Consider the following 23,103-nt stretch of genomic DNA (forward strand, 5'->3'; position numbering starts at 1 on the left):
GCGGAGACGACGGTTCTCATCAAACCCTCTCCAACAGCAGGTCAGCGTTGTCCTCGAGCCTGGAGCCGGCGTACCGCTTTAAATTCACCTGGGTGAGCACACTCCCGACTGGAACGGCGACGGATCCACCGGCCCGGAGCGACTCCAGAACGCCACGGGCGATGCTGCGCCTCGTCTTGGCCCATCGAACGGCAAAAAGCACTGCGTCGGCCCAGCGCTTCAGGAGCCTGGTTTCGGGGCCTCCGAGTCCCAACGGCCCGTTGATGATGACGACGTCGTAGACCGAGAGAAGTTCTTCGGTGAACTGGGATTTGTCGACCGTGGACAGAAGCGTCAGCAGATCATCCGAAGGTGCTGGAGCGGCCATGAGATCGATGCCGACTTCTGGCATTCTCGTGATCGCATCCTGGAGCACGCAGCGTTCACTCACATAGTCTCCAAAGGAGTTGTGAGCCTTGATGGTGCCGAATTCGCCACGAAACTCGTTCGTGAGGCGCGCGTCCTTGCGGTCGAGGTCGAGGAAAAGCACCCTTCCTCCCAATCGCGTTGCCGCCAGCGCCAGGCTCCACGCCAACTCTGTCTTGCCATCGTCGAGGATGCTGGACGTCACGAGGACGATGTGCGGCGGCTGCCCCCTTCCCTGAGTTGGCGCCGCAGTGACCAGAAGGGATGTCGCCGCGCGACTGAACGGCGAGTTCTGCTGGCCCAGAACCAGATGCCGCAATTGTTTGGCATGGAGTCCCGAAACCTTGGGAAGCAGTCCTACGCACGGGATCCCAAGCTCGGCTTCGGCTTCAGCTTCGCTGCGCAAGGTCTGGTTGAACATGTTACGGATCAGGACGAAGACCGCCGCCATCAGACCAAATACGATCATGCCGGGTGGAACCAGGAAGATTCTCGACAGGGTGCTGGGATTTGACGGCGGCCATGCCGTCGACAGGACCGCTACACCTGGCGTGGGAGCGGCGATGCGCCGTATCAGGTCCTGCTGCCGGCTAAGGAGCTCGTTGTAGTGCTGTGTCACGATGGTGACCTGCGGCTCAAGGGCACGCAAGCCGGAAAGCTGGCTCGCAGTGTCGGCCACGGCCGCGTCGCGCACCCTCTTGCGGTCCTCGAGAGCCGCAACCTGGGCGTGGTAGACGTTTGCCTCGGCGGCGATGCGCGCGATGCCCTGCTCTATCTCACGGTTGATCGCACTGCCCAGATCGCCGTCCGCAGCGGCACCCGACTGACGTGTCAGGAGGTCGGCCAACACAGGCGATCCGATTTCTTCAGCGATGGCCGATACAGGGGCGCCCGCCTTTCGCAGGTCCTCGATATGGTGAAGGCGCGATTCCGAGGCGGAAAGATTGGCTTTCGACAAGAAGATCTGTCGGCCGAGCTCCGCTGTCTCATTGGCCGCGTTGTTGGCCGCGCTTTGATCAACGGCGCCATGCGTCAGCCGGTACGTCTCCAGCCGATCGGTCGCGTCGACCAGGTCCCTTTGTACTTGCGGCAGGCTGGCGACCAGCGATTCCAGTTCGCGCTGATCCGATGCACGCCGTTTCTGTACGAGATCTTCGATATACACCTGAGCGAATGTGTTCGCGACAAGCGCGGCACGTACCGGACTGGTATCGGTGAAGCCGATGGTGATGACGCGCGAGCGCAGCTCTTGTCCGACCCTCATTCCGCCCCGCAGCGTCTTCAGCGCGGCCGCATCCGCAGCTTCCGGACTTTCGGCGGCAGGTCCACCCTTCGACCAGACCCGGCTCAGCAGGTTGCCCACGAACGAGCCTGAGGTGGGCGGGACGGCACTGATGCCGCTTTTTCCGGCGGCGTCGGCTGCCTGCGGTTGGCGCAGTGCCGTCAGAACTCGGCGCAGGTGGGCTTGCGACGAGAGCATCGTCAGATGGTCATCGATGCTTGAATCCAGCGAGTCCTGGGCGGTCGCCGTAGGGTTCGAAGTGCCGGTGCTCGGGGCGTCGATGATGATCTGCGTCGTCGCCTCGAACAGCACCGGGCGAGCAAAGCCCGCGAGGCCGGCCAGTATGCCGCCCAGAAGGGCCACGGCAAGCAAGAGCCATTTTCCCGTCGCCAGAGTGACGACGAGCTGATGGAAGGGAGACGGCGGTTGCGTGGGCTCGCGCGGCGGTCGCCTCATACGCGGATTGGTGTCGAGCGTAGCGACGGCCATCTGCGTGGCACGCGGAAGCCTGGCGCGGCTGGCTATGGAACCTTCCATCTCAATCCCCTGTCAGTTCGATATCGTAAGAAGCGTGCGTTGCCGGCGCCGATGGCCGCATGGCTTCGTTGCGCCATGCCTGGAACATCAGCAGCGGCCACAAGTCACGGAAATGATCCTGGTTTCCATGCAGATGATCGCGCCAACATGCGTCGACCTTCGCACAGTCGATGACCCCATCTCCGGACAGGCGTGTCGTGGCAATGATATCCGTTGCCCAGTCGCGCAGGGGTCCTCTCAGCCAGGCTCCGATCGGAACGTCGAAACCCTGCTTGGGCCGATCGACCAGTCGGCGCGGTACATAACGATCAAGGAGCTGGCGCAGTATCCATTTGCCCTTGCCACTTCGCACCTTGGCATCGGTTGGCAGGCGCCAGGCGAATTCAACGACGCGATGGTCCAGGATCGGGCATCGCCCCTCGAGGCTGTTGGCCATGGTGGCGCGATCGAGCTTCACCAGGATGTCGCCGGGGAGATAGCCGGTCATGTCGTCGAACAGGAGGCGCGACAGCAGGCCGTCGAGCTGTGTGGCGCTGGCATTGGATGCCGCTGGCTTGTGATGAAGAAGCTTGTTGGTCGAAGATTCCGTCAGCCGCTGAAGCAGTTGGTCCTCATTTGCCGCCGCGAACAGGCGGGCGAGGCGGTTCAACCGGTCACCGCGCAATCCGTGCCGCATGTTCGCCGAAAGCGGCAGGCTGCCGAACATGTCTTTCTGGGAGGCCTGGGCCAGCAATCCTGCCCCCGCCGCCAACATCCGCCGAAATGATGATGGCAGCTCATGCTGCCTTCTGAGGCGGGTTGCCAGGAAGTGTCGAGAGTAGCCCGCGAAGCACTCGTCGCCGCCATCGCCCGACAGAGCCACGGTGACGTGCCGCCGGGCGAGGCGCGATACCAGCAGCGTCGGTATCTGCGACTCGTCGGCGAACGGCTCGTCCCAGATCCTCGGCAACTCCGGGATGACCTCAAGCGCCGCGGCCGGTGAAAGATGAAGTTCCGTATGGTCGGTGCCCAGATGCCGCGCAACCGCGGCCGCATGAGGGGCCTCGTCGAACCCGCTCTCGCCGAACGCTATGGTGAACGTGCGAACAGGCGTCGGGGACTGCGCCTGCATCAGGGCGACGACCGTCGAGCTGTCAATTCCACCCGACAGAAAGGCGCCAAGCGGCACATCGGCAACCATTCGTTCTTTGACGGCAAGGCGAAGCAGGCTGTCGAGTTCGGTCGTAAGGTCCTCGTCGCTGCCGGCGATCGGATCCCGCTGCGCCTTGCAGGCGACATCGGCCAGCGACCACCAGCGGCGAATGCGATGCGCAAGCGAGCCAGCGCCGCGGGCATTGGCGAAATCCGCCGCCGTCACCGACAGGACTGAACCGGGCGGCAGCTTGAACACGCCCTGCCAGATGCAACGGTCATCCGGCACCCACCCTTTCGAAAGCATCGTCGCCGCAGCATCGACATCGATTTCCGGGGCGAAGCCCGGGAAACAGGTGATCGCCTTCAGCTCCGAGGCGAAGACAAGCGCTTCACGTGTCGAGGCGACATAGAGCGGCTTCTTGCCCATCCGGTCGCGGGCGAGGTGGAGAGTCCGGTTCTTCAGATCCCATAGCCCGAAAGCAAACATGCCGGCGAAGCGCGCAAGTGCCGCCTCGAGACCCCAGCTCTCGATCGCGCACAGCATCACTTCCGTGTCGCTGGTGCCGCGGAAATGGTGGCCCGCCCCTTCCAGTTCGCGGCGCAGATCGCGAAAATTGTATATTTCGCCATTGAAGGTAATGACATACCGGCCGCTCGCGGAGTGCATCGGCTGGCGACCCGCCTCCGACAGGTCGACGATGGCCAGACGCCGGTGCCCGAAGGCGATCCCGGCTTCACGGCTCGTCCAGAATGCCTCGCCATCGGGCCCGCGATGACGAAGGGCCATCATCATCGGCCCGATCGCCCTGAGCGAGTTGGTATTGGCTGCATCGGGCGCCAAGAGGATTCCGGCGATCCCACACATTCTAATATCTCCTCTGGCGAACGATCGCGGGGACCGCCTGCGGCGTTCCGGCGACAAGGCAGAGGGTCACACAGAACCACACGATCGGATGGCGGATGATCAGGTGCGGAGCACTGAAGACAGCGATCGAAGCCACGAGCGCCACGAGCGTGTCCTGTCTCGCGCCCCAGGCGGACAAGGCGGCCGAGCCGAGGATCCACAGCAAGGCCAGGACTGAAATCAGGCCACCCTGAGTGTAGAGATCGAGGATCGTGCTATGGGCCTCGAAAGGCCGCGGCAGAAACTGCTGATCGACTGTGGAGGGACGATCAAGGTGCGGGCCTGGTCCGAGACCCAGCGATCCGGATCTTGCTCCCTTGTCCAATGCCTCGTCCCAAAGCTGGAGGCGAAGTGTCGCGGTTTCCGCGGTTGCTTCCCCGCCCTTGTCCTTGGTGAGGCTCTTGGCGAAGTTTTCGGCGTTGGCGGCCTCGCTGAGGGCGTAAGGCGCGATGGAGACCGCCAATGGAAGGAATGCAACGGTGAACAGGAGGGCAAGTTGCCGTGAAAGGCTGACCTTGCCGCCGTCGCTAGTAAGCCATGCCCGAACCCTCAGCCCAAGAAGGATCAGGCAGGCCAGGATCGTCGTATAGAGATAGGTATCGCTCTTTGTCAGCCTTCCGACATAGAAGGTGAGGATCAGGCTGGACAGCCCGAGACATCTTCCCCATGGATTGCTGGTGGTTGTGGCAAGATGCAGGGCCAGTGGACCGAGGAGCGCGCAGTAGAGCGCAAGCTGGTTCGGATTGTCAGACCAACCGCTGAAGCGGTCCCAGAACCAGGGGTGGACGCCAGACTGATGGATCCAGCCGAAACCAAGCCCCACCTGGATGACAAAGCCTGCATTCGCGACAGCGATCATCCACCAGGCGATACGGCGTAAACGGGAAGCAGCGTTGGGTTCCGCGGCTGCCAGGCAGGTAACGCAGACCAACAGCACGTACGCCATCGTGTCATGCATCAACGGATCGAGGAACAGCGTGGTGGTCAGAAAGCCGATGATGGACCCCACGCCCAGGGCAAGCGTCAGGATCACCCAGAAACATGCAAGTTTGGTGAGGGCCGGCGTAACCTCCAGTCGGCCGCCGGCAAGGATGCGGGTGATCGACAGCAATATCCAGAGCGTGAGGAACAGTTCGCTGTAGCCGAACGGCAGCCCGGGGATGCTGAGCTGCACCGCGTAGGACATTGCGATGCCGAAGGCCAGGATCACATCACGGATCATTGCCGCGCCTCACCCAGTCGGGGGCCCCGCGCACCCTCTTCCCTCGAGATCACGGGCGCGGGCCGAGCAAGACTGCCGCGGTATTTGCCACCGAGGACAGTCTTGTACAGATCGCAATACTGGTCGACGACCCACGACAGCGAAAAGCGCTCCCGCACGAGGCCGACGGAACGGCTGCCCATGACCTTTCCACGGGCGCGGTCGGACAGAAGATCGACTATTCTGGACGCCAGGCCATCGGCATCGCGCGGCGCGACGAGATAGCCATTCCAGCCATCTTCAACCACGTCATTGCAGCCGGGCATTCTCGAGGCGACGATTGGCAACCCGGACAAACCCGCTTCCAGCAGGACGCGCGGAATTCCCTCGCGATACTGTGTTGGAAACGCGAACAGATCCGCCATGCCAAGGAGAGCTGGAACGTCCCGCCTTGGCCCCAAGGCGACGACGTAAGGAGCATATTGCTCGATATCGGACCTGCTGACCGCGAACGGACCTTCAGAGTCCTGCGGACCGACAAGCACGAAACGCGCATTGGGCCTCTTGGAGAGGACGCGGGGAACCGCCTTGATCAGGGTCGGAATCCCTTTCTGGCGAGTCAGCCGACCGACAAAGATTACGACTTCGGCCGACTGAAGCCCAAGCTCCTCGCGCATGGCGGCGGCCGAAGGGCCACGGTACCTTGCTGTCGAGAATGCATTCGGGTCGATGCCAGAACTCCGGATCAGTCGCCCTTTGCCGCGACCCACCAGCCGATAGCGGTCGAAGAAGGCCTGATCGTCACGATTCTGGAAGACCGTCATGGCTGTCCAGAGTGACGCCAGCCCCTGAAGGCCACAAAAGACCGGACGTAGCGCCAGCGCCCGCGGTTCCCGTGATGAGAATGTCCAACCAAGCCCATTGATGGTGCGAATGACCGGAACCTGCCCGCGCACGGCCAGAGGCGTGAGGAGGTTGGGCTTGGTGTCGAAACTTTGAACAATGTCCGGACGCAAATCGGACATCAATTTACGGATCGCGCTGACAGCTCCCCATTCTCCACCGCCACTGGCAAAGCGGTCGAACCCAAAGCTGCGATGCGGAATGCCGTGAGGCGAAAAGGCGTCTCCGGCATCGCTCGAGACGGCAGTGACCCGAAAGCCCCTTTCGCGCAGCGCCAGGAGGAACGGAATTCTAAGCCGGTGATCCTCGCCTCCTATGCAAACCAGATGTGGACTCATCCTGTCCCTCCTGGATGCCGGCAGAATCCCAACCGCGCAAAGCCGCTGGCCCTGTGATCTGTTCACGGCCCGGCTTCATCGCCCCAGTACGCACAACACCCAGCCTCACGCTAGGAGCAGGCTTGCGCGTTGTCCTCGTCTGTTTAAATGAAGCAAGGGATTGGGCGGTGCGGCGATGCAGCTGCAACCGCTGTCGGATCGATGAGTTGAGCGGAAACTCATTCGTTCTAACGATGCCAGGGCCGACATGGTCGCGTAGGACACGGCAAAGCCAATCAGCAAAACAAGGGGGCTGTGTTGGAGACGTCGGGGTACCCGCGTTTAGAAAGCCGTTTTCCACGTGCCTTGCCATCCGTTGGCGGTCCGACAACGGATCAAGATGTTGTGATAGATCGCAACAGCAGCCCTCCAGACGGCTTCACATGGAAACAGGCCTCCACCCGCCCTCTGGATATGGGCGGACCAACCACCCGTCTCTTCCCGCGGATGGGCGACGACTTCTCCGAAAAATCGGCGTTCTCGCACCTGGAGCGGGTTGTCGAAAAATACCCAGCCAAGATCGCGATCAGTGACGGCTCTACGTCCCTCAGCTTTTCGGAACTGCTCAACGCAGTCCAAAACCTGGCGGCTGCGATTGCCGGTTCCACCCCACCAGGCAAGGCGGTCGGGATTCTGATCGGAAATACCCTCTGGTATCCGGTGGCCATGCTCGCCGCCATGCGGGCCGGCAGGCCCGCCGTGCCGTTGAACCCCCGGGATCCATTTCAGCGCCTCGTCGCAATTTCCACCAGCGCGCGGCTGGCCGCGATCATCAAGCCAGGGCCAGGTAAACCGGCAGGCTGGCCGGATGCTTCCTCGCTTGAATGGATCGACGCGACAAGTTGCACGGCCGCAACGCCGGATGGCAGCCTATCGGCGTTGCCGCCCGAAGTATCGGTCGATGCTCCGGCAATCGTTCTGTACACGTCAGGCAGTACCGGAGCGCCGAAGGGCGTCGTGAACAGCCAGCGGGCGATCCTCCAACGCGTTCAGCAATATGTGGATGCCTGCCACTTCGGTCCCGACGACGTCTTCATGCCGTTGACCGGGCCGGCGACGATCGCGGGATGCCGCGAGATGATGACCCCGATGCTGTGCGGCGCCACATTGTACCTTTCGGATATAGAGAGCGCCGGCATTCGCGCCGTCCGCGACAATTTCGAGAAATGGCAGGTGACGGTCGTCTATCTTGTGCCGGCGCTGCTGCGCGTGTTGATGAATGGTTCTGCGCCCAACACATTCTCTTCCTTGCGGATCGTGCGGGTCGGCGGAGAAAAGATTCTATGGTCCGATATCGACCGGCTCCGCGACAGCGTCCCCGAGTCCTGCCTTGTCCAGATCAGCTATTCGTCCACGGAAACGACCGGCACGCAATGGTTCCTGCCGAGGGGCTACCAGGAACGCGGCGCAACGGTCCCGGTTGGCTTCGTGCTACCCGGCATCGAATACACCGTCGTGGATGAGAACGCATGCGAGGTCGCCCCGGGCGATGAAGGAGAGTTGCTGATCAGAGGCAACTACTCCACGCTTGGCTACTGGACGGATGGGGAAAACGTCCCTCTCCAGGCGAACTCCGGCAACCCGCTGCTTCGAATCTTCGCAACAGGTGATCTGGTCAAGGTCGACGACACCGGAATGATGTGGATCGTCGGACGAAAGGGACGCCAGATCAAAATAAACGGAAGGCGGGTCGAACCTGCCGAACTGGAACTCGTCCTGCGCCGGGCGCCTCAGGTGGATGATGCCGTTGCGGTGGTGACGGACGCGAACGAACTGGTGGCCTTTGCCGTCCCCGCCAGACCTGGCGGAAGCGAGTTCATTGCTGAATTGCGCGACCTGATCAGGACGGCCCTGCCGCCGGCTGTTCACCCGACGCGCCTGCACAGCGTTGCCGAGATACCGCGGCTCAAAGGCGGCAAAGTCGACGGTGTCAAGCTGCGGGAACTGGATCGCGCACTGAACGCGCAAGACGCCCAGAACATGCCCATCGCCCGGCAGGCGGCAAACCCGCTTGATATCGAAGGCACTGCGGCGGCCGTATGGGAGAGAATTCTCCCGGGCAAAAGGGCAGCTGGCAGCCGCTGGGACGATGCCGGCGGCGATTCATTGAAATTGCTGCAATTCGTCATGGAACTGGAGACGGCTCTGGGGCGGGAACTCAACCTGGACGCGTTCACGGTCGGGATGAGTTTCGCCGATGTCGTCCGGGCAGCGTCTCCAGGACAAGACACAAGCAGTTCGCTTGTCGAGGCTCCCGACCCGAGACCCGTTTTGTTCATCGTGCCCGGATCGATCGGTTACGGTCCAAGCCTGGCTGCCTTCGGCGCCGAGATGGGCAATGTCGCCAGGGTTGTTGCCGTGCGCTACGGGGATCTGAACGATCTGCTGAAGGGACATGGCACGATACCGCGGATGGTGGATGCGGTTGTCGACCAGATCAACCAGGCCCAGCCCGATGGCAATGTGAAGCTGATCGGTTATTCGCTTGGCGGCGGCGTCGCCTTCGAGGTTGCCGCCAAACTTGCTGCCGCCGGTCGGTCGGTCACGTTCCTGGGAATCCTCGACACCAATATCGGGCCTGGACAGCACAACTATCGTGAAAGACTCGCACGCACCGCCCAGCGCATCCGCACGCATCGCGTGACGGTGGATCGCATGATTTTGCGGGCTCTGGCAAAATTGTTTGCCCAATTTGGCGCCGAGGCTTTGCTTGCGAGGGGTATCGACTGGCTGAAATGGAGGAGCTTCGCCAGAACGCGATTCATCTTGCGCCTTGAGCTCGAAGAAGTCCTGCGGATGCGCGCATTTGGCCAGTGGCTCGCGCAACCGAAGCCCACATTGCCGATCACCGCCACCCTGTTTCGATGCAGGCGCACAGGCGTTCCGTCAGACCTTGGCTGGAGTGCTTTCGTCACAGGCCTGAACATAATCCCGATCGTCGGCGGGCACCTGGACATGCTCGTTGAACCCTATCTCAGCCACAACCGTCCGCTGATAGAAAAAGCCTTTGTAGTGAGCGGCACATAGCAGGTGATTCGCGCACGCGGAGGCTGAATCCAGACCGGATGCCCGTGTATCTTGCTGACGGATCCACAACAAATCCGCTGGCACTGCCGTCGTAGCGAGAACAGTCTGGTGCTGCGTCGCCGCGCTGAAATATCCCTAAATAATCAACAAGTACCAGGACCCGGGCAGCCTTCCCGTCGCATAGGCTCTCCTTGCCATGATCAACGATTCTATCAATGGGCGCCGGTATTTGATTTGGCCCTAATATATCCTTTCCAATAGGCAGGCATGGGGCACCACCGAATCGGACGTAAGGATATTTGCATGACAACCCTCCACTATGCCTCGGGTGGGTCGGCCTCCGAGGTCGCAACCGCCGGGTTCAATCTTGTCGACGTTTCATCCGTGGACGAACTCAACGCCTTGCCGGCTGGCACGAAAGGTCTGGTTTGGCTGGATGAAGCCAATGGCGCAACCTCGTCTTTCATTGACAAAGTCACGCCCTTCATCGGCAACCCGAAGGTGTTCGGCTTCTTCCTCGTCGACGAGCCCGATCCCACGGGCAAATGGGGAACCTATGCCACAGCCGACAATCTGAAGGCGGAATCCGACTGGATCCACACCCACCTGCCCGGCGCCAAGACCTTCATCACCATGATGAACATGGGGTCTTCGGCTGATCCCGATTTTTCAAACACTTTCAATCCCGCCAACACGCATATCGACTATTACGGCGTGGATCCCTACCCGGTGCGCACCGGCACAAGCACCGTCGACTACAATATGATCGACAGGACCGTGGCCGCGGCGGTCGCCTCTGGCGTTCCGCTCAGCCAGATCGTTCCGGTTTATCAGACGTTCGGCGGCGGCAACTACACCACCGATACGGGCGGCCAATATGTCCTTCCCAGCGTCGCCCAGGAGCAGACCATGCTGGACCACTGGGCCAAGGTTGCGCCATCGCCCGCCTTCGACTATGCCTATGCATGGGGCTCTCAACAGGGTGACACCGCGCTTGGCGACTCGCCGGCGCTGCAGGCCCTCTTCCTTCAGCACAATCAGAGCACCACCAGCGTGCCTTCGACCGGCGAAACAACTCCGCCCACCAGCACTGTGCCCCCTCCCATCACGGTGCCCCCAACCAGTACCGTGCCTTCGAGCAGCGATCACACTTTCTACGGCACGGGCGGCGCGGATGTGTTTCACAGCACCACCGGCGTAGATACGATGATCGGTGGCGGCTACAACGACACCTACTATGTCAACAACGTCGGCGACAAGGTGGTGGAACTGTTGGGCGGCGGCAACGATACTGTGCTGGCATCGGTGAGCTATGCGCTGTCGGCCGGCTCGGAGATCGAGCACCTCGCCATCACAAGCAAGTCCGGCACTACGACCATGAACCTCAAGGGAAACGAGTTCTCCCAAACCATAGACGGAAATGCCGGCAGCAACGTCATCAACGGCGGTGGCGGGAAAGACGTGCTGACGGGAAATGGGGGCAAGGACTTCTTTTTCTTCAATGCCGCCCTCAAGACCGGCAATGTCGACAAGATCACCGATTTTAATGTGACCCAGGACAAGATCGTGCTCGACCACAATGTGTTTACCGGCCTTCAAGCGGGCACCCTTCCCACCTCGGCGTTCCACGAAGGCAGGGGTGCGCACGACAGCGGCGATCACGTCATCTATAACAGTTCGACCGGCGCCCTGTCTTTCGACAGCGACGGCGAGGGTGGCGCACATCAGATCCAGTTTGCCACCCTGTCTCCGCATCTGTCTTTGACTGCGTCCTCGTTCATCGTAGCGTGAGCCTTGGGAAACGTCAGACCCTGATCACAAGGGTCTGACGTTTTCTTGAATATACCTCAATATACTTCGGTGAAATACTTTGATGGAACGAACCGCTCCAACGAGCATTGGTCCATCATGAGCACTCGCGGCATCGAATTCCTGCAGAAATGGGTGGAGGATAATGTGCCGCCCTATTCGAAATCCGACCCGACCCTTGCGGCCAAACTCGCCGAGCAAGTGACGGCGGACGCCATCAAGGCGGGAATTCGCCCCGAGGAAATCTCGGAAGAAGTCGGAAGCATGTTGACCACCATGCTTGAAGTGCTCGACCAACGCGATACGAAATGATTGCGCGGCCAGTTGCATTGGCAACGTCGCACAGGTCCACGGCCAACACGCCTGCTGCTCGGCCGAAGTGAGGTCCCCACCACTTCATGATCACCAGCCAAGCCAGTGTTTATGGCTTTTATCGCCTTGGTCAACCCGGGACGGTCTCGTACTCTTCCAAGACTCGCGCGATGATCTTGTCGAGGTCGTGAGGTTCAGCACCGTTGACTTGTATCAAGGGCCATCCATCCTGACGCAGGCACTTGCCGATCTCCCTTGAGATATTGGCCTGCCTCAAGCCCCTGTCCACGCCGAGTTCGAACAGGAGGACCTCCAGGAGCGGTTGCTGGGCATGCCGATCCATAAGACGGCGGCGCAGCGTTTCCTGCGGCGCATCGAGCTGGATAAGGAGGTCTGGTCGCGGCATGAACGCCAGGCAGTCACGAACCACGTCAATGCTTGGAGTTCGCGCCAGCACAACCAGCGCGCATAAAGCCTGGATTAGGCCCTCTTCGAAAATGAAATAACCTTCCGATTGCTGCGCTTGACGCCATGACTCACACAGCAGGGCGATATCGACCTTCATGCGCCATGACCATGTGCGGCTTCGTAGTGGGATTGACGCCAGAAGCCGCGCCGCGACACCATCCTTCGGCAGGGTCGACAGCAAGACTGGGCCGGAGGTGGCAATCTTTTTGCCAATGCGCCCAATGCCATGGCGTACTTCCGGACCATCTTCCTGGGCCGACCCATATTCAATCAGGCGATACCCGTTCACTGTCTTCACGTTGATGCCGTGTTTCGCCATCCCCTGGCAGAGGCCGCGAAGAAGTGTGGTCTTGCCTGCACCAGGCGGCCCAAACAACTCGATGATCATCACGCAATGCCCAAATGTCTCCGAGCAGGCAGTCATTCGCCTGCATGTCGAAGATTAGCCGGATTACGAGCCACACCAACGTTCATTTGAATGACCTTTCATATATGCCGGAGGCACGCGGGATTGGCCCTTGGCAAGCGTCTCAAGATCGGGGACCTCCGGGCGGCCCGGCCGTTCCTGAAGGGGAATTGGAGAACTTCCTCGAGGCCGGGGGCGGGAAAGCGCTGTCTGATCAAGATTGAGGCATCATCCGAATGATTGATGAAAAGATTTCGGTGGCGAGTGATGGTCGACGTTCAGCTTGGTGGGGCCCTGAATGTCTTCAGCGTATTTGCAGTCTGAAGCGGTGAATCAAGACCTGCGGGTGGATTGTCGACCGACGACGACCCGCGGATGGTCAGATATTCCCGAATATGCTCTTGACGAAGAGGGACCCCTCTGGCGCCCCTATCAGCAGATGGGCGCCGGTTTTGCTGACATTCCCATCTTCGATCACCTTAGAAACGTCGCAAGGCAATATCCCGACAAGCTCGCGATCGGCGACGGCGTCAATCGCCTGACTTATTCCGAGCTTTTCAGGGCTGTCGAGACATTGTCGTACCGTATCGCTGCCGTCGTTCCCGAAGGACAGGCGGTCGGAATCCTTCAGGCCAACTCGGCCTGGTACGCTGTGGCGATACTGGCGAGTATGGCGGCCGGGCGGCCTTCGGTTCCGCTCAACATGAGAGATCCGGGCTCTCGGATCATCGAGATTGTGAATGCCGCACGCCTCGGCGCCATTATAGGCGCTGGAAACGTTCGCCCAATCGATTTGCCGCAGGAAGTCCTATGGATCGATATTGCGGCTGGCGTCGCGCCGAACGGTCAACAGGCATCACAGCAGCCACAGCTCCCTTCGGTTTCCGTCGATGCGCCCGCAATGGTGCTTTACACATCAGGCAGCACAGGACGCCCCAAAGGCATCGTCAACAGCCAACGCAGCCTGCTGTGGCGGGTCCGGCAATATGTCGACGCGTGCCATATCAACGCGGATGACGTTTTCCTGCCGCTGACCGGGCCTGCCACGATTGCCGGTTGCCGGGAGATTTTTACCGCACTGCTGACGGGCGCCACGTTGCACCTTCTCGAGGTGGAGGCGGTCGGCCTCCGCGCAGTCCGTGCTCGGGTTCAAGCCGAAGGTGTGACGATCGCCTATCTTGTGCCGGCGCTGCTTCGAGCACTGTTGACCGACGCCCCTCCTGACGCTTTCCAGTCGCTCAGAGTGGCCCGGATCGGTGGCGAGAAGGTATCGTGGACGGACATCGCCTTGCTGCGCAAAGCCGTTTCGGACCAGTGCCTGATCCAGATCGGCTACTCGTCAACCGAGACCACCGGCTCGCAATGGTTCCTGCCGCAGGATTGGCCGGAGCAAGACGCATCGATCCCCGTCGGCAGGCTGCTTCCCGGGATGGCATTCGCCATTGTCGACGAAGCAGGACACGATGTCGGGCCAGGCGAGAGTGGAGAGCTTCTGATCAGAAGCCCCTATGTTCTGCTTGGTTATTGGGAGAACGGCGTCGTCATTCCCGCGCGGCCGGACCCGGACGATCCCGGTGTGCGGGTTTTTGCGACGGGCGACCTCGTTCGGCTGGACGATGATGGCCTGTTGCGCATCGTCGGCCGCAAGGGGCGCCAGATCAAGATCAATGGTCGACGCGTCGAGCCCGCCGAGCTCGAACGGGTCCTGCGTTGCGCGCCTTCGGTGGCGGATGCCGTGGCAATCGTGACGCCGGCCGAGGAACTCATTGCATTCGCGGTTGCAAAGCGCTTCGCCGGGGCTGCTTTCGCGGAGGAGCTCCGTCAGCTCGTCAGAACGACGTTGCCGGCGCCGCTGCGTCCCTTGCGGTTGCACACCATCGCGGAGATCCCACGCTTGCCGGGAGGCAAGGTTGACCTGGCAACGCTCACCGAAATGGATCGTACGGAGAGAAAGACCGCGCCAGCCGTCCAGCCGCCCGCTGCCCGACCGCTCCCCACAGGAGGCCAACTGAATCCAAGGCAAATGGTGCAGCACGCGTGGATGCAGGTTCTCAACACGGGCGCTGCGGCTGGAAATTGGGATGAGGCGGGGGGAGATTCGCTGCAGCTGCTGCATTGCGTCATGGCGATCGAGAGCGCCATAGGGCAAGAGCTCGGCCTCGAGGCCTTCACCGTCGGTATGAGCTTCGACGAGATGGTTGAGGCTGTCGTATCCGCACAGGCGGGCGAACGACACGCCAAGAAGCATCACCCTCCGGTTCTTTTCCTGTTTCCAGGGTCCGTCGGTTATGGTCCGAGCCTGGCTGCGTTCGCAGCCGCCATGGGCAAAGTCGCCCGGGTGAACCCCATTCGATATCCTGGCCTCGCTGCGATATTGGACGGACGTAACAGTCTCTCTGCCATGGCTGCCGCCGCACTCGAGCAGATAGACCGCGCCCAGCCTGACGGCCCTGTGCGACTTCTCGGCCATTCGCTTGGTGGCGCGGTTGCGTTCGAGGTCGCGGCGCGGCTTCTGGCGGCCGGTCGATCGGTAAGGTTTTTGGGTATCCTCGATACGAGCCTTCTGGACGAGCCGAGCAACCATTGGGAAACACTTACCCGCACATTCCATCGCATTCGCACCAATCGCATATCCGCCCACCGGATGGCTTGCCGAGCTCTTGCCAAGATCACCGTCGCCATGGGTTGCGAGGCGTATCTCGCCAGGATTCTCGACCGCTTTGGCAAGGGAGAGTTCAGCCCGACAAGCTTCAGAACCAAACTGGAACTGCAGGAAGTCTTGCGGGCGCAGTCTTTCTTCCAGTGGCTCGCGGCACCCAAACCGGCCCTGCCCATCTCCGGCACCTTGTTCCGATGCCGTCGGGAGGGAATGCCTCGGGCCCTGGGCTGGGAAAGTGCTCTGGCACATTTGGACGTGGTTCCGATCATCGGCAACCACATCGACCTTGTCGTAGAGCCCAATCTTGCCACCAACCGCCCGCTCATCGAGACGGCCGTCGTGCAGACCTACTCCCCGGCCGAGTCTCGCAAAAGGGAGGATCTGTCATCGACGTGATCTCACATTTCAGCAAGGACATGCTAGTGCTCGATGCTCGTGCGGAGGTCGATCGAATCGTTGACACCTTGCGCAAGCAGGTTCTTGGCACGCTCCGCCGTCGCGGAGTGGTTGTCGGCCTTTCCGGCGGCATCGACAGCTCCGTCGTCGCGACCCTGTGCACACGGGCGTTCGGCAAGGACAAGGTCTTGGGCCTGTTCATGCCGGAGCGCGATTCCTCCGGCGACTCCCTGAGACTTGGCCGCCGGGTCGCGTCACAGCTTGGCATTGAGAATATCCTGGAAGACATAGGCCCGGCAGTGGAGGCCGTCGGCGCCTACCGTCGGCAGATCGAGGCGATCCGGACCGTCGTTCCCGACTACGGGGACGGCTGGAAATGCAAGCTGGTGATCGAACCGGTTCTCGAGAGCAACGGCCTCAACATCACCCGGCTCACCGTCCAGGATCCGGAGGGCAAGGTCGACACGGTGCGTCTGTCGCCTGCTGCCTATCTGCAGATCGTCGCCGCAACCAACTATAAGCAGCGTCTGCGCAAGATGACGGAATACTACCACGCCGACCGCCTCAAATATGCGGTTGCGGGGACACCAAATCGTCTTGAGTACGACCAGGGGTTCTTCGTCAAGCAGGGTGACGGAACCGCCGACGTGATGCCGATCGTCCACCTTTACAAAACCCAGGTTTACCAGCTCGCGGAATATCTCGGCGTGGACGAGGAAATCCGCCAGCGGGCACCGACCACCGACACATTCTCCATGGCGCAAAGCCAGGAGGAGTTCTACTTCGCGCTGCCCTATCATCTGATGGATCTATGCCTCTACGGCCTGAACCAAGGGATCGCCAACGACGAGGTCGCGGCGGTTGCCGGCCTCACCGAGCCCCAGCTGCAGAAGGTTTTCAAGGACATCGACGCGAAACGGCGGGCCGCCCACTATCTTCACGCACGGCCTTTGCTCTCCGTGGAAATTGGCGAGGATTGAGCGGGAATGTGCGGCATCGCTGGAATTGTGGCCCTGAACGCCGCGGCGGCTTCTCCTTCACGCGAGGCGCTGATGAGAATGGTGGGCACGCTCTCGCACAGAGGTCCGGACGAGCGCGGCCTTTACCGGGACAAACGCGCGGGGCTGGCGCATGCCCGCCTGTCCGTCGTCGATCTTTCCAGCGGCCAGCAGCCGCTTGCGGACACAGGCGATACGACCTGGATCGTGTTCAACGGCGAGATATTCAACTATGTCGAGCTGCGGGAAAAGCTGATTGCGCTCGGCCACCGCTTCCGAACCCGCAGCGACACCGAGGTCGCGCTGCATGCGTATCGCGCGTGGGGCGAAGCGGCCTTCGAGCGGATGAACGGCCAATGGGCGATCGCAATCTGGGACTCAATAGCAGGTCGTCTCGTCCTGTCGCGCGACCGGTTCGGCATTTGCCCCCTGCATTTTTGCGAGCATGCGGGCCGCCTTTATTTCGCCAGTGAAGTGAAGGCCATTTTCGCCGCCGATCCAACCATCCCCCGCGCGTTTGATCCTGCCGGCCTCGATCAGACCTTCACGCTCTGGACGGTCGTTCCACCGCAGGGGGTATTTCAGGGAATCCACGAGCTCGTGCCCGGGCATGTCCGCATCTACCAGGATGGCACTGTTCGCGAGCAGGTCTTTTGGCAGCCTTCCTACCCCGAGAATATTGGAGCGCTGCAGGGCGAGTTCACCGGGTCGTGCGATGACGCGGTGGATCGCGTGCGTGGCGCCCTCGAAGCCGCGACGGCACTTCGAATGGTGCGCGCCGACGTGCCTGTGGGGTGTTACCTCTCGGGAGGGCTGGACAGCTCGCTTGTGGCGACACTGGGAAGGCGCTTCGCCGGCCGACGCTTCCAGACCTTCTCCTTGCGTTTTGCCGACGCCGAATATGACGAGACCCGCTTCCAGCGGCTGGTTGCCGAAGCAACCGGCAGCGAACACCACGAGGTGGTGGTTTCGCGCGGCGATATCGCGGCAATCTTTCCTGAGGTGATCTACCACACCGAGCGCCCGATACTGAGGACCGCCCCGGCGCCGCTGTTCCTGCTGTCGAGGCTGGTGCGCGAGCGTGGCATCAAGGTCGTGCTGACCGGCGAGGGTGCCGACGAAATGTTCGCCGGCTACGACCTGTTCCGCGAAGCCAAGGTCCGCCGATTCTGGGGACGCCAGCCGACGTCGACACGACGCTCACGCCTCCTGGAGCGGCTTTACCCGTATCTCACCCGCTCGCCGGTGCAACAGCAAGCGATGGCGCGCCAGTTTTTCGGGCGCGGGATCGAGGCCTATGAGGCGCCCGGCTTTGCCCATGATACGCGCTGGCGCAGCACCGGCGCCATCAAGCGCCTGTTCTCCGCGGATCTGCGCGCCGAATCCCAGCGCCGCGACGCCGTGTCGGAGTTGCTTGGCCGTCTGCCCGAGGCGTTTTCGCGCTGGAGCCCTCTTGCGCAGGACCAGTATCTCGAGGTCCAGACGTTGATGTCGGGCTATCTGCTTTCCTCGCAGGGCGACAGGATGCTGATGGCTAACTCCGTCGAGGGACGCTTCCCATTCCTGGACGATGAACTCGTGAGGCTCGCCAATTCACTTCCGCCTTCCTACAAGCTGCGTGTCCTCGACGAGAAGCACGTGCTGAAACGCGTGGCGGAGCCAATCGTGCCCTCCGAGATCGTAACCCGCAAGAAGCAGCCATTCCGGGCACCCAATGCGCTTTGCTTCGCTGCCGACGCCGCACCGGAGTACATTCGCGAAGCGCTTTCGGAGACGGCTATACGCAAGGCGAATGTTTTCGATCCGGCTTCGGTCACACGCCTGCTCGACAAGTGCCAGGCCAGGACCGGTGACGGTGATCTTTCCAATGCCGACAACATGGCGCTTGTCGGCGTGCTGTCGACCCAGCTCCTTCACCAGCAGTTTGTCGCGAGCTGTCCCAGTGCAACCCACGTGCGTGGACTCAGCGTCGACGTCGACCGCGAACATCGGGAGGAGCGCTTGCATGTTGCATGATGCCGTACCCCTGCTGCATGACTACCTCGCCCACTCCGCCGGCCGGCTCGGCGACAAGGTGGCGCTGGTGTGCGGCAAGCAACGTGTCACCTATGGCGAGCTCGAGGCGCGCGCCAATGCAGTCGCCACGGATTTGGCCGCATCAGGGGTCGCGCGCGGCGACCGTGTGATGATCTTTGCCGACAACACCGTCGAGACGGTGGTGAGCTTCTGGGCGGTGCTCAAGGCGAATGCGGTGGTGTGCATCGTCAACCCGCTGACCAAGAGCGACAAGCTTGACTATCTGCTCAACGACTGCCTACCCGCGGCGCTGATCACGGACGCGCATTTGCACTCGATCTTCCGCGAACCGGCGCGCAGCTGCCCGTCACTTCTGCGGACGATTGTTTCCGGATCGATCGATGACGACGAGCTCTCCCGATTGCCGCAAGCCGTACGCTGGGACATCGCGGTCGCCGCCAGCGCCAAGCCGCCGGCGCGGCGCTGCATCGATATCGATCTTGCCGCCATCATCTACACGTCCGGCTCGACAGGGGAACCCAAGGGCGTGATGCTGACGCACAGGAACATGATGACCGCATGCACGTCGATCGCTTCCTACCTCGAGCTTGCCGAGGACGAGGTGATCCTCAATGTCCTGCCCCTCGCCTTCGATTACGGCCTGTACCAGATGATCATGGCGTTTCGCACCGGGGCCCGGCTTGTGCTCGAACGTTCGTTCGCCTTCCCGGCGCAGGTCCTTGGGCTGATCAGGCAAGAGGGGGTTACGGGTTTTCCCGGCGTGCCGACCATCTTTGCGGCACTCTCCGAGCTCAAGTCCCTCAAGGATCAGGATTTCTCAAGCATTCGCTACGTGACGAACACCGCGGCGGCCCTGCCTCTCAAGCATATTCTCATGCTTCGGGAGCTGTTTTCGAGCGCACGCATCTATTCGATGTACGGCCTCACCGAATGCAAGCGTTGCACCTATTTGCCGCCGGAGGATCTCGCGCGAAAGCCGTTGAGCGTCGGGATTGCGATCCCGAATACGGAAATGTGGATCGTTGACGAACATGACAGGCGGGTCGCCCCCGGCGTCGTCGGCCAGCTCGTCATTCGCGGCGCGACAGTGATGAAGGGATACTGGGGCAAGCCCGAAGCGACGGCCAGGAAGCTCAAACCCGGCCCGCTGCCCGGCGAGCAGGTCCTATACACCGGCGACTACTGCCGGATGGACGCGGAGGGCTACCTCTACTTCGTCGGCCGTGGTGACGAGATCATAAAGTCGCGAGGCGAGAAGGTGGCGCCGAAGGAAGTCGAGAACGCCCTTATGGATATTCCCGGTGTCCGGGAAGCAGCGGTCATCGGTGTTCCCGACGAACTCCTTGGGCAGGCTGTGAAGGCGTTCGTCGTGATGGAGAATGGAAGAACCATCGGCGAAAAACAGCTGCAGATGGAATGCCAGAAACGACTGGAAAACTTCATGGTTCCGAAGTCCATCGTCGTTGTGGCCAGCCTGCCGATGACGGATACCGGCAAACTCAAGAAAACGGCTTTGTCATGAGGTGGGCTCGGGGACGAGGTCGCTTAATTTATGGTGTCTTACAGAGGGCGAATTCATGTTGACGATCAAGGACCGCACCGGAATCTACAGCGAGCAGATCCGCAGTTTCCTGGTTTCGAATTTCTACGTGAGCGACGTGAAGACATTGATGAACGACACGTCCTTGCTCGATCAAGGCATCGTCGACTCGACGGGAGTGCTTGAGATTATCGGCTTCATCGAGGAGACCTTTGGCATCATCGTGGAAGACAGCGAGCTCTTGCCTGAAAACCTCGATTCCATTCAAGGGATCGAGCAATACATCATCCGCAAGATGAACTGATTGCCGGCGTAAAGCCCGGACCGGTTCGCGCAATTGCTCTGGCTTTCGGCACGCTCATGCCTGCGCCTTGGCTTGCCCCAGAACCACCCGGCCCTCGCCCGCTTCGTTCGACACAGCGCGGATGTTCTCGTATGCCTTGCTGCGCTCAAGCAGTCCCATCACCTGTCGGTCCTGGCCAAGGCCGACCTCGAAGAGCAGGGTGCCGCCAGGCCGCAAGTATCGTGGCGCGTCCTTCATCACCCGCATGTGGATGCTCAGGCCGTAAGGGCCGGCCGCGAACGCTTCGCGCGGCTCGAGTTCGACCAGATGCGCCCGGTCGCCCTCTAGCCGCTTTTCCGAAATGTAGGGCGGATTGCAGACGATCACGTCGATCGTCCCGTCGAGCCCGAGGCCCGAGAGAGCGTCGAACAAGTCGCCCTGAAGCACCGAAACGCGGTCAGCCATGCCGTGATGGGCGGCGTTGCGGCGCGCCACGTCGACGCATCCATCGGTGAGGTCGCTCGCCCAGACACGTGCGGTGGGAATGTGGTGGGCGATGGCACACGCCAGATTGCCAGTGCCGCAGCACATGTCGACGATGCGCGGCGCCGGCAGGTTCATTTGATGCAAAACACCAAGGGCCGTCGTGCCCAGCAATTCCGTCTCTGGCCGGGGGACGAGCGCACCGGGCGCGACGAGCAACTCAAGTCCCATGAAGATGGCGCGGCCCGTACCATAGGCGTCGGCGACACTGAACTCTTTGCTCATGGCGACCCCACTGGCTTGATCTTCCCAGTATAGCTGTTCGGCATTCCTGCGCCAGTCAAACCTGTCGTTGGATAACCCGGCAAGCTGCCAGCCGATCAGTCTTCCACACCCATGTCGAGCGCGGCTATGGCGGCATTCAGGCGGTCGGGTGTTGGATCGTGCTTCAATCGCCGCAGATTGAAATCGAGGTGTTCCTTCTTGAACATGGAGACCAGGGTGACGCCGGCTGAATTCGTTGCGAATGCGTAATCGGCGAGAAATGCGATCGCAATTTCAGTGGGACTGCCGTGGTATCCGAGGTCACCAAGAGCGACCAGTATTTCCTTGCGCGCATTGAATTTCGCGACGATTCGATTGAGGCCCGAGAAGGTCCCGTGCGTTACGAACGTTCTGTGCCGGTGAGAGCGCGCCTTCAACTTGGCGAGGTTTGACTCCAGCGGGGTATTGGCAATCTGCACGAACCGATAAGGCAGCGATTCCTGGAGAGCCGTCATTCCGGCCTCGAGATCTCCCGCGACCGAGATGGCCCGGGCTTTCCCGTCCTGAATCACGCGCTCCACGGCCCGGATGATATCCTCGCGAACAAGCTCTTCGGCGGTCGGACGATGCAGTGCGAGGACATCGACATAATCCGTGCGAAGACGCTTCAGGCTTTCCTCGACACTTGATCTTATCAACGCCGCAGACAGCGGCACCTTGAATGGCGTCGGGCGCACTCTTGAAGCATGCTGCTTAAGCGCCGGAACCGTCGCCACAGCTATCCGCGACAACGGCTTCAGCAGTCGCATGGTGGCGGAGGTCTTCGGTGGGCGCATGCCAACCTTGGTGCAGACACAGACGCGATCGCGTTTCCTGGACGCAAATTCACCCCAGATCGATTCAGCCATGCCGTCGCCATAAGAAGGCGCTACGTCGTACCAGGTCACCCCTGCTTCGTAGGCGCGTTCCAAGGTCTCGATGCCCTTGCGAACTCCGATGCGAGAGCCAAGCGAAGCGCAGCCAAAACCGATACTTGAAACCTTGCTGCCGATAGCTTCGACAAAGACCCGCTTCATGGCGAAGCCTCTTTTTGATATCGGCACCCCAAGCCGCCGTTTTCTCAGTCGAATGATTTTTTATCTTTCTGTCAAGAGACAAGTAAGAAAATCATGAATCCTTCCCCAATTAAAAGGCGGCGTGAAATGGCATATCTGCGGGTTTCGGATCTTAACCCCAGGTGACTTCATGCATAGTTTGGCCAGATGCTTCTCCATTGGAACTCACTCCTGAAAGATATTTTCAGGCGCGAAAGATACATTTATATTTTTGATTCTGTTGATTTTTCGTGGATTGGGATCAGAAATCTTCCTGCATTGTTCCACATCGATCAGCGACGTCTGCAGGGCAGTTATCTGTATGCCTTGGCGGTAATTTCGGCGACCAGGCCATAATGAGCAGATCTTTGCTCTCGATCAATGAATGCCCGGTTCTTTGTGCTAGATTTTGAACCACCTGATGGACGCCTAGGAGCAAAGAGTGTTCTCGGCGAGGAGGGCTATGGCTTGGCCGGATATCGCAGTTCGATGACTCCTCCTCTGGTTCTTCTGTCGAATTGACAGTGTCATGACTGAAAGCCGAATCTGGTATGGCACCAGCGCGACCTTGTCTTGAAGCAGCG

15 protein-coding genes are annotated in these 23,103 nt (G+C 60.9%); 8 read left to right on the top strand and 7 right to left on the bottom strand.

Annotation, left to right across the window (positions count from 1 at the left end):
• Window positions 1–19: 19 nt before the first annotated feature.
• Genes JG747_RS29655 through JG747_RS29670 form a run of 4 tightly spaced genes read right to left on the bottom strand, consistent with a single transcriptional unit; the run spans window position 20 to window position 6,704 of the window.
• Entirely contained in the window at window positions 20–2,224 is a 2,205-nt protein-coding gene (locus tag JG747_RS29655) for a GumC family protein (protein WP_202360596.1), read from the bottom strand.
• Between the two features lies 1 nt (window position 2,225).
• The gene (gene asnB, locus JG747_RS29660) at window positions 2,226–4,223 is read right to left on the bottom strand and encodes an asparagine synthase (glutamine-hydrolyzing) (protein WP_202360597.1); all 1,998 of its coding nucleotides are present in this window, start codon (window positions 4,221–4,223) and stop codon (window positions 2,226–2,228) included.
• Between the two features lies 1 nt (window position 4,224).
• Complete coding sequence (locus JG747_RS29665; RefSeq protein WP_019860130.1) at window positions 4,225–5,484, bottom strand: O-antigen ligase family protein; 1,260 nt, start codon at window positions 5,482–5,484, stop codon at window positions 4,225–4,227.
• A complete protein-coding gene (locus tag JG747_RS29670) occupies window positions 5,481–6,704 on the bottom strand; it encodes a glycosyltransferase (protein WP_064986334.1) in 1,224 nt (407 codons plus the stop codon). Before JG747_RS29670 ends, JG747_RS29665 begins: the two co-directional genes overlap by 4 nt.
• 384 nt (window positions 6,705–7,088) lie before the next feature.
• Here JG747_RS29670 and JG747_RS29675 point away from each other — a divergent pair, with 384 nt between their 5' ends.
• From JG747_RS29675 to JG747_RS29685, 3 genes are all read left to right on the top strand, one after another.
• Window positions 7,089–9,770: an AMP-binding protein gene (locus JG747_RS29675; protein WP_202360598.1), complete on the top strand. Its 2,682-nt coding sequence runs from the start codon at window positions 7,089–7,091 to the stop codon at window positions 9,768–9,770.
• 303 nt (window positions 9,771–10,073) lie between these two features.
• Window positions 10,074–11,561, top strand: a complete 1,488-nt coding sequence (locus tag JG747_RS29680) for a calcium-binding protein (RefSeq protein WP_202360599.1) — start codon at window positions 10,074–10,076, stop codon at window positions 11,559–11,561.
• A 117-nt stretch (window positions 11,562–11,678) separates the two neighbouring features.
• The gene (locus JG747_RS29685) at window positions 11,679–11,891 is read left to right on the top strand and encodes a DUF768 domain-containing protein (protein ID WP_019860134.1); all 213 of its coding nucleotides are present in this window, start codon (window positions 11,679–11,681) and stop codon (window positions 11,889–11,891) included.
• Window positions 11,892–12,021: 130 nt separating this feature from the next.
• Here JG747_RS29685 and JG747_RS29690 read toward each other — a convergent pair whose 3' ends face one another.
• Window positions 12,022–12,747 (bottom strand): AAA family ATPase, encoded by a 726-nt coding sequence (locus JG747_RS29690; RefSeq protein ID WP_038644785.1) that lies wholly within the window; start codon window positions 12,745–12,747, stop codon window positions 12,022–12,024.
• Between the two features lie 316 nt (window positions 12,748–13,063).
• Here JG747_RS29690 and JG747_RS29695 point away from each other — a divergent pair, with 316 nt between their 5' ends.
• The 5 genes from JG747_RS29695 to JG747_RS29715 are packed head-to-tail and all read left to right on the top strand — an operon-like array spanning window position 13,064 to window position 20,699.
• Window positions 13,064–15,820 (top strand): non-ribosomal peptide synthetase, encoded by a 2,757-nt coding sequence (locus JG747_RS29695; protein ID WP_038644783.1) that lies wholly within the window; start codon window positions 13,064–13,066, stop codon window positions 15,818–15,820.
• A 20-nt stretch (window positions 15,821–15,840) separates the two neighbouring features.
• Complete coding sequence (gene nadE / locus JG747_RS29700; RefSeq protein ID WP_038652174.1) at window positions 15,841–16,800, top strand: NAD(+) synthase; 960 nt, start codon at window positions 15,841–15,843, stop codon at window positions 16,798–16,800.
• A 6-nt stretch (window positions 16,801–16,806) separates the two neighbouring features.
• Entirely contained in the window at window positions 16,807–18,834 is a 2,028-nt protein-coding gene (asnB, locus tag JG747_RS29705; RefSeq protein ID WP_038644781.1) for an asparagine synthase (glutamine-hydrolyzing), read from the top strand.
• Window positions 18,824–20,377 (top strand): class I adenylate-forming enzyme family protein, encoded by a 1,554-nt coding sequence (locus tag JG747_RS29710; protein ID WP_019860141.1) that lies wholly within the window; start codon window positions 18,824–18,826, stop codon window positions 20,375–20,377. Before asnB (JG747_RS29705) ends, JG747_RS29710 begins: the two co-directional genes overlap by 11 nt.
• A 55-nt stretch (window positions 20,378–20,432) precedes the next feature.
• Window positions 20,433–20,699, top strand: a complete 267-nt coding sequence (locus tag JG747_RS29715) for an acyl carrier protein (protein ID WP_019860142.1) — start codon at window positions 20,433–20,435, stop codon at window positions 20,697–20,699.
• A gap of 54 nt (window positions 20,700–20,753) precedes the next feature.
• Here the strand turns inward: JG747_RS29715 and JG747_RS29720 are convergent, their stop codons facing one another.
• Entirely contained in the window at window positions 20,754–21,446 is a 693-nt protein-coding gene (locus JG747_RS29720; RefSeq protein ID WP_019860143.1) for a N5-glutamine methyltransferase family protein, read from the bottom strand.
• Window positions 21,447–21,541: 95 nt separating this feature from the next.
• Entirely contained in the window at window positions 21,542–22,501 is a 960-nt protein-coding gene (locus tag JG747_RS29725) for an aldo/keto reductase (protein WP_019860145.1), read from the bottom strand.
• Between the last annotated feature and the right edge of the window lie 602 nt (window positions 22,502–23,103).

Origin of the sequence: Mesorhizobium sp. 131-3-5 (genome assembly GCF_016756575.1) — a bacterium.
In the GTDB taxonomy this organism is placed as follows: domain Bacteria; phylum Pseudomonadota; class Alphaproteobacteria; order Rhizobiales; family Rhizobiaceae; genus Mesorhizobium; species Mesorhizobium jarvisii.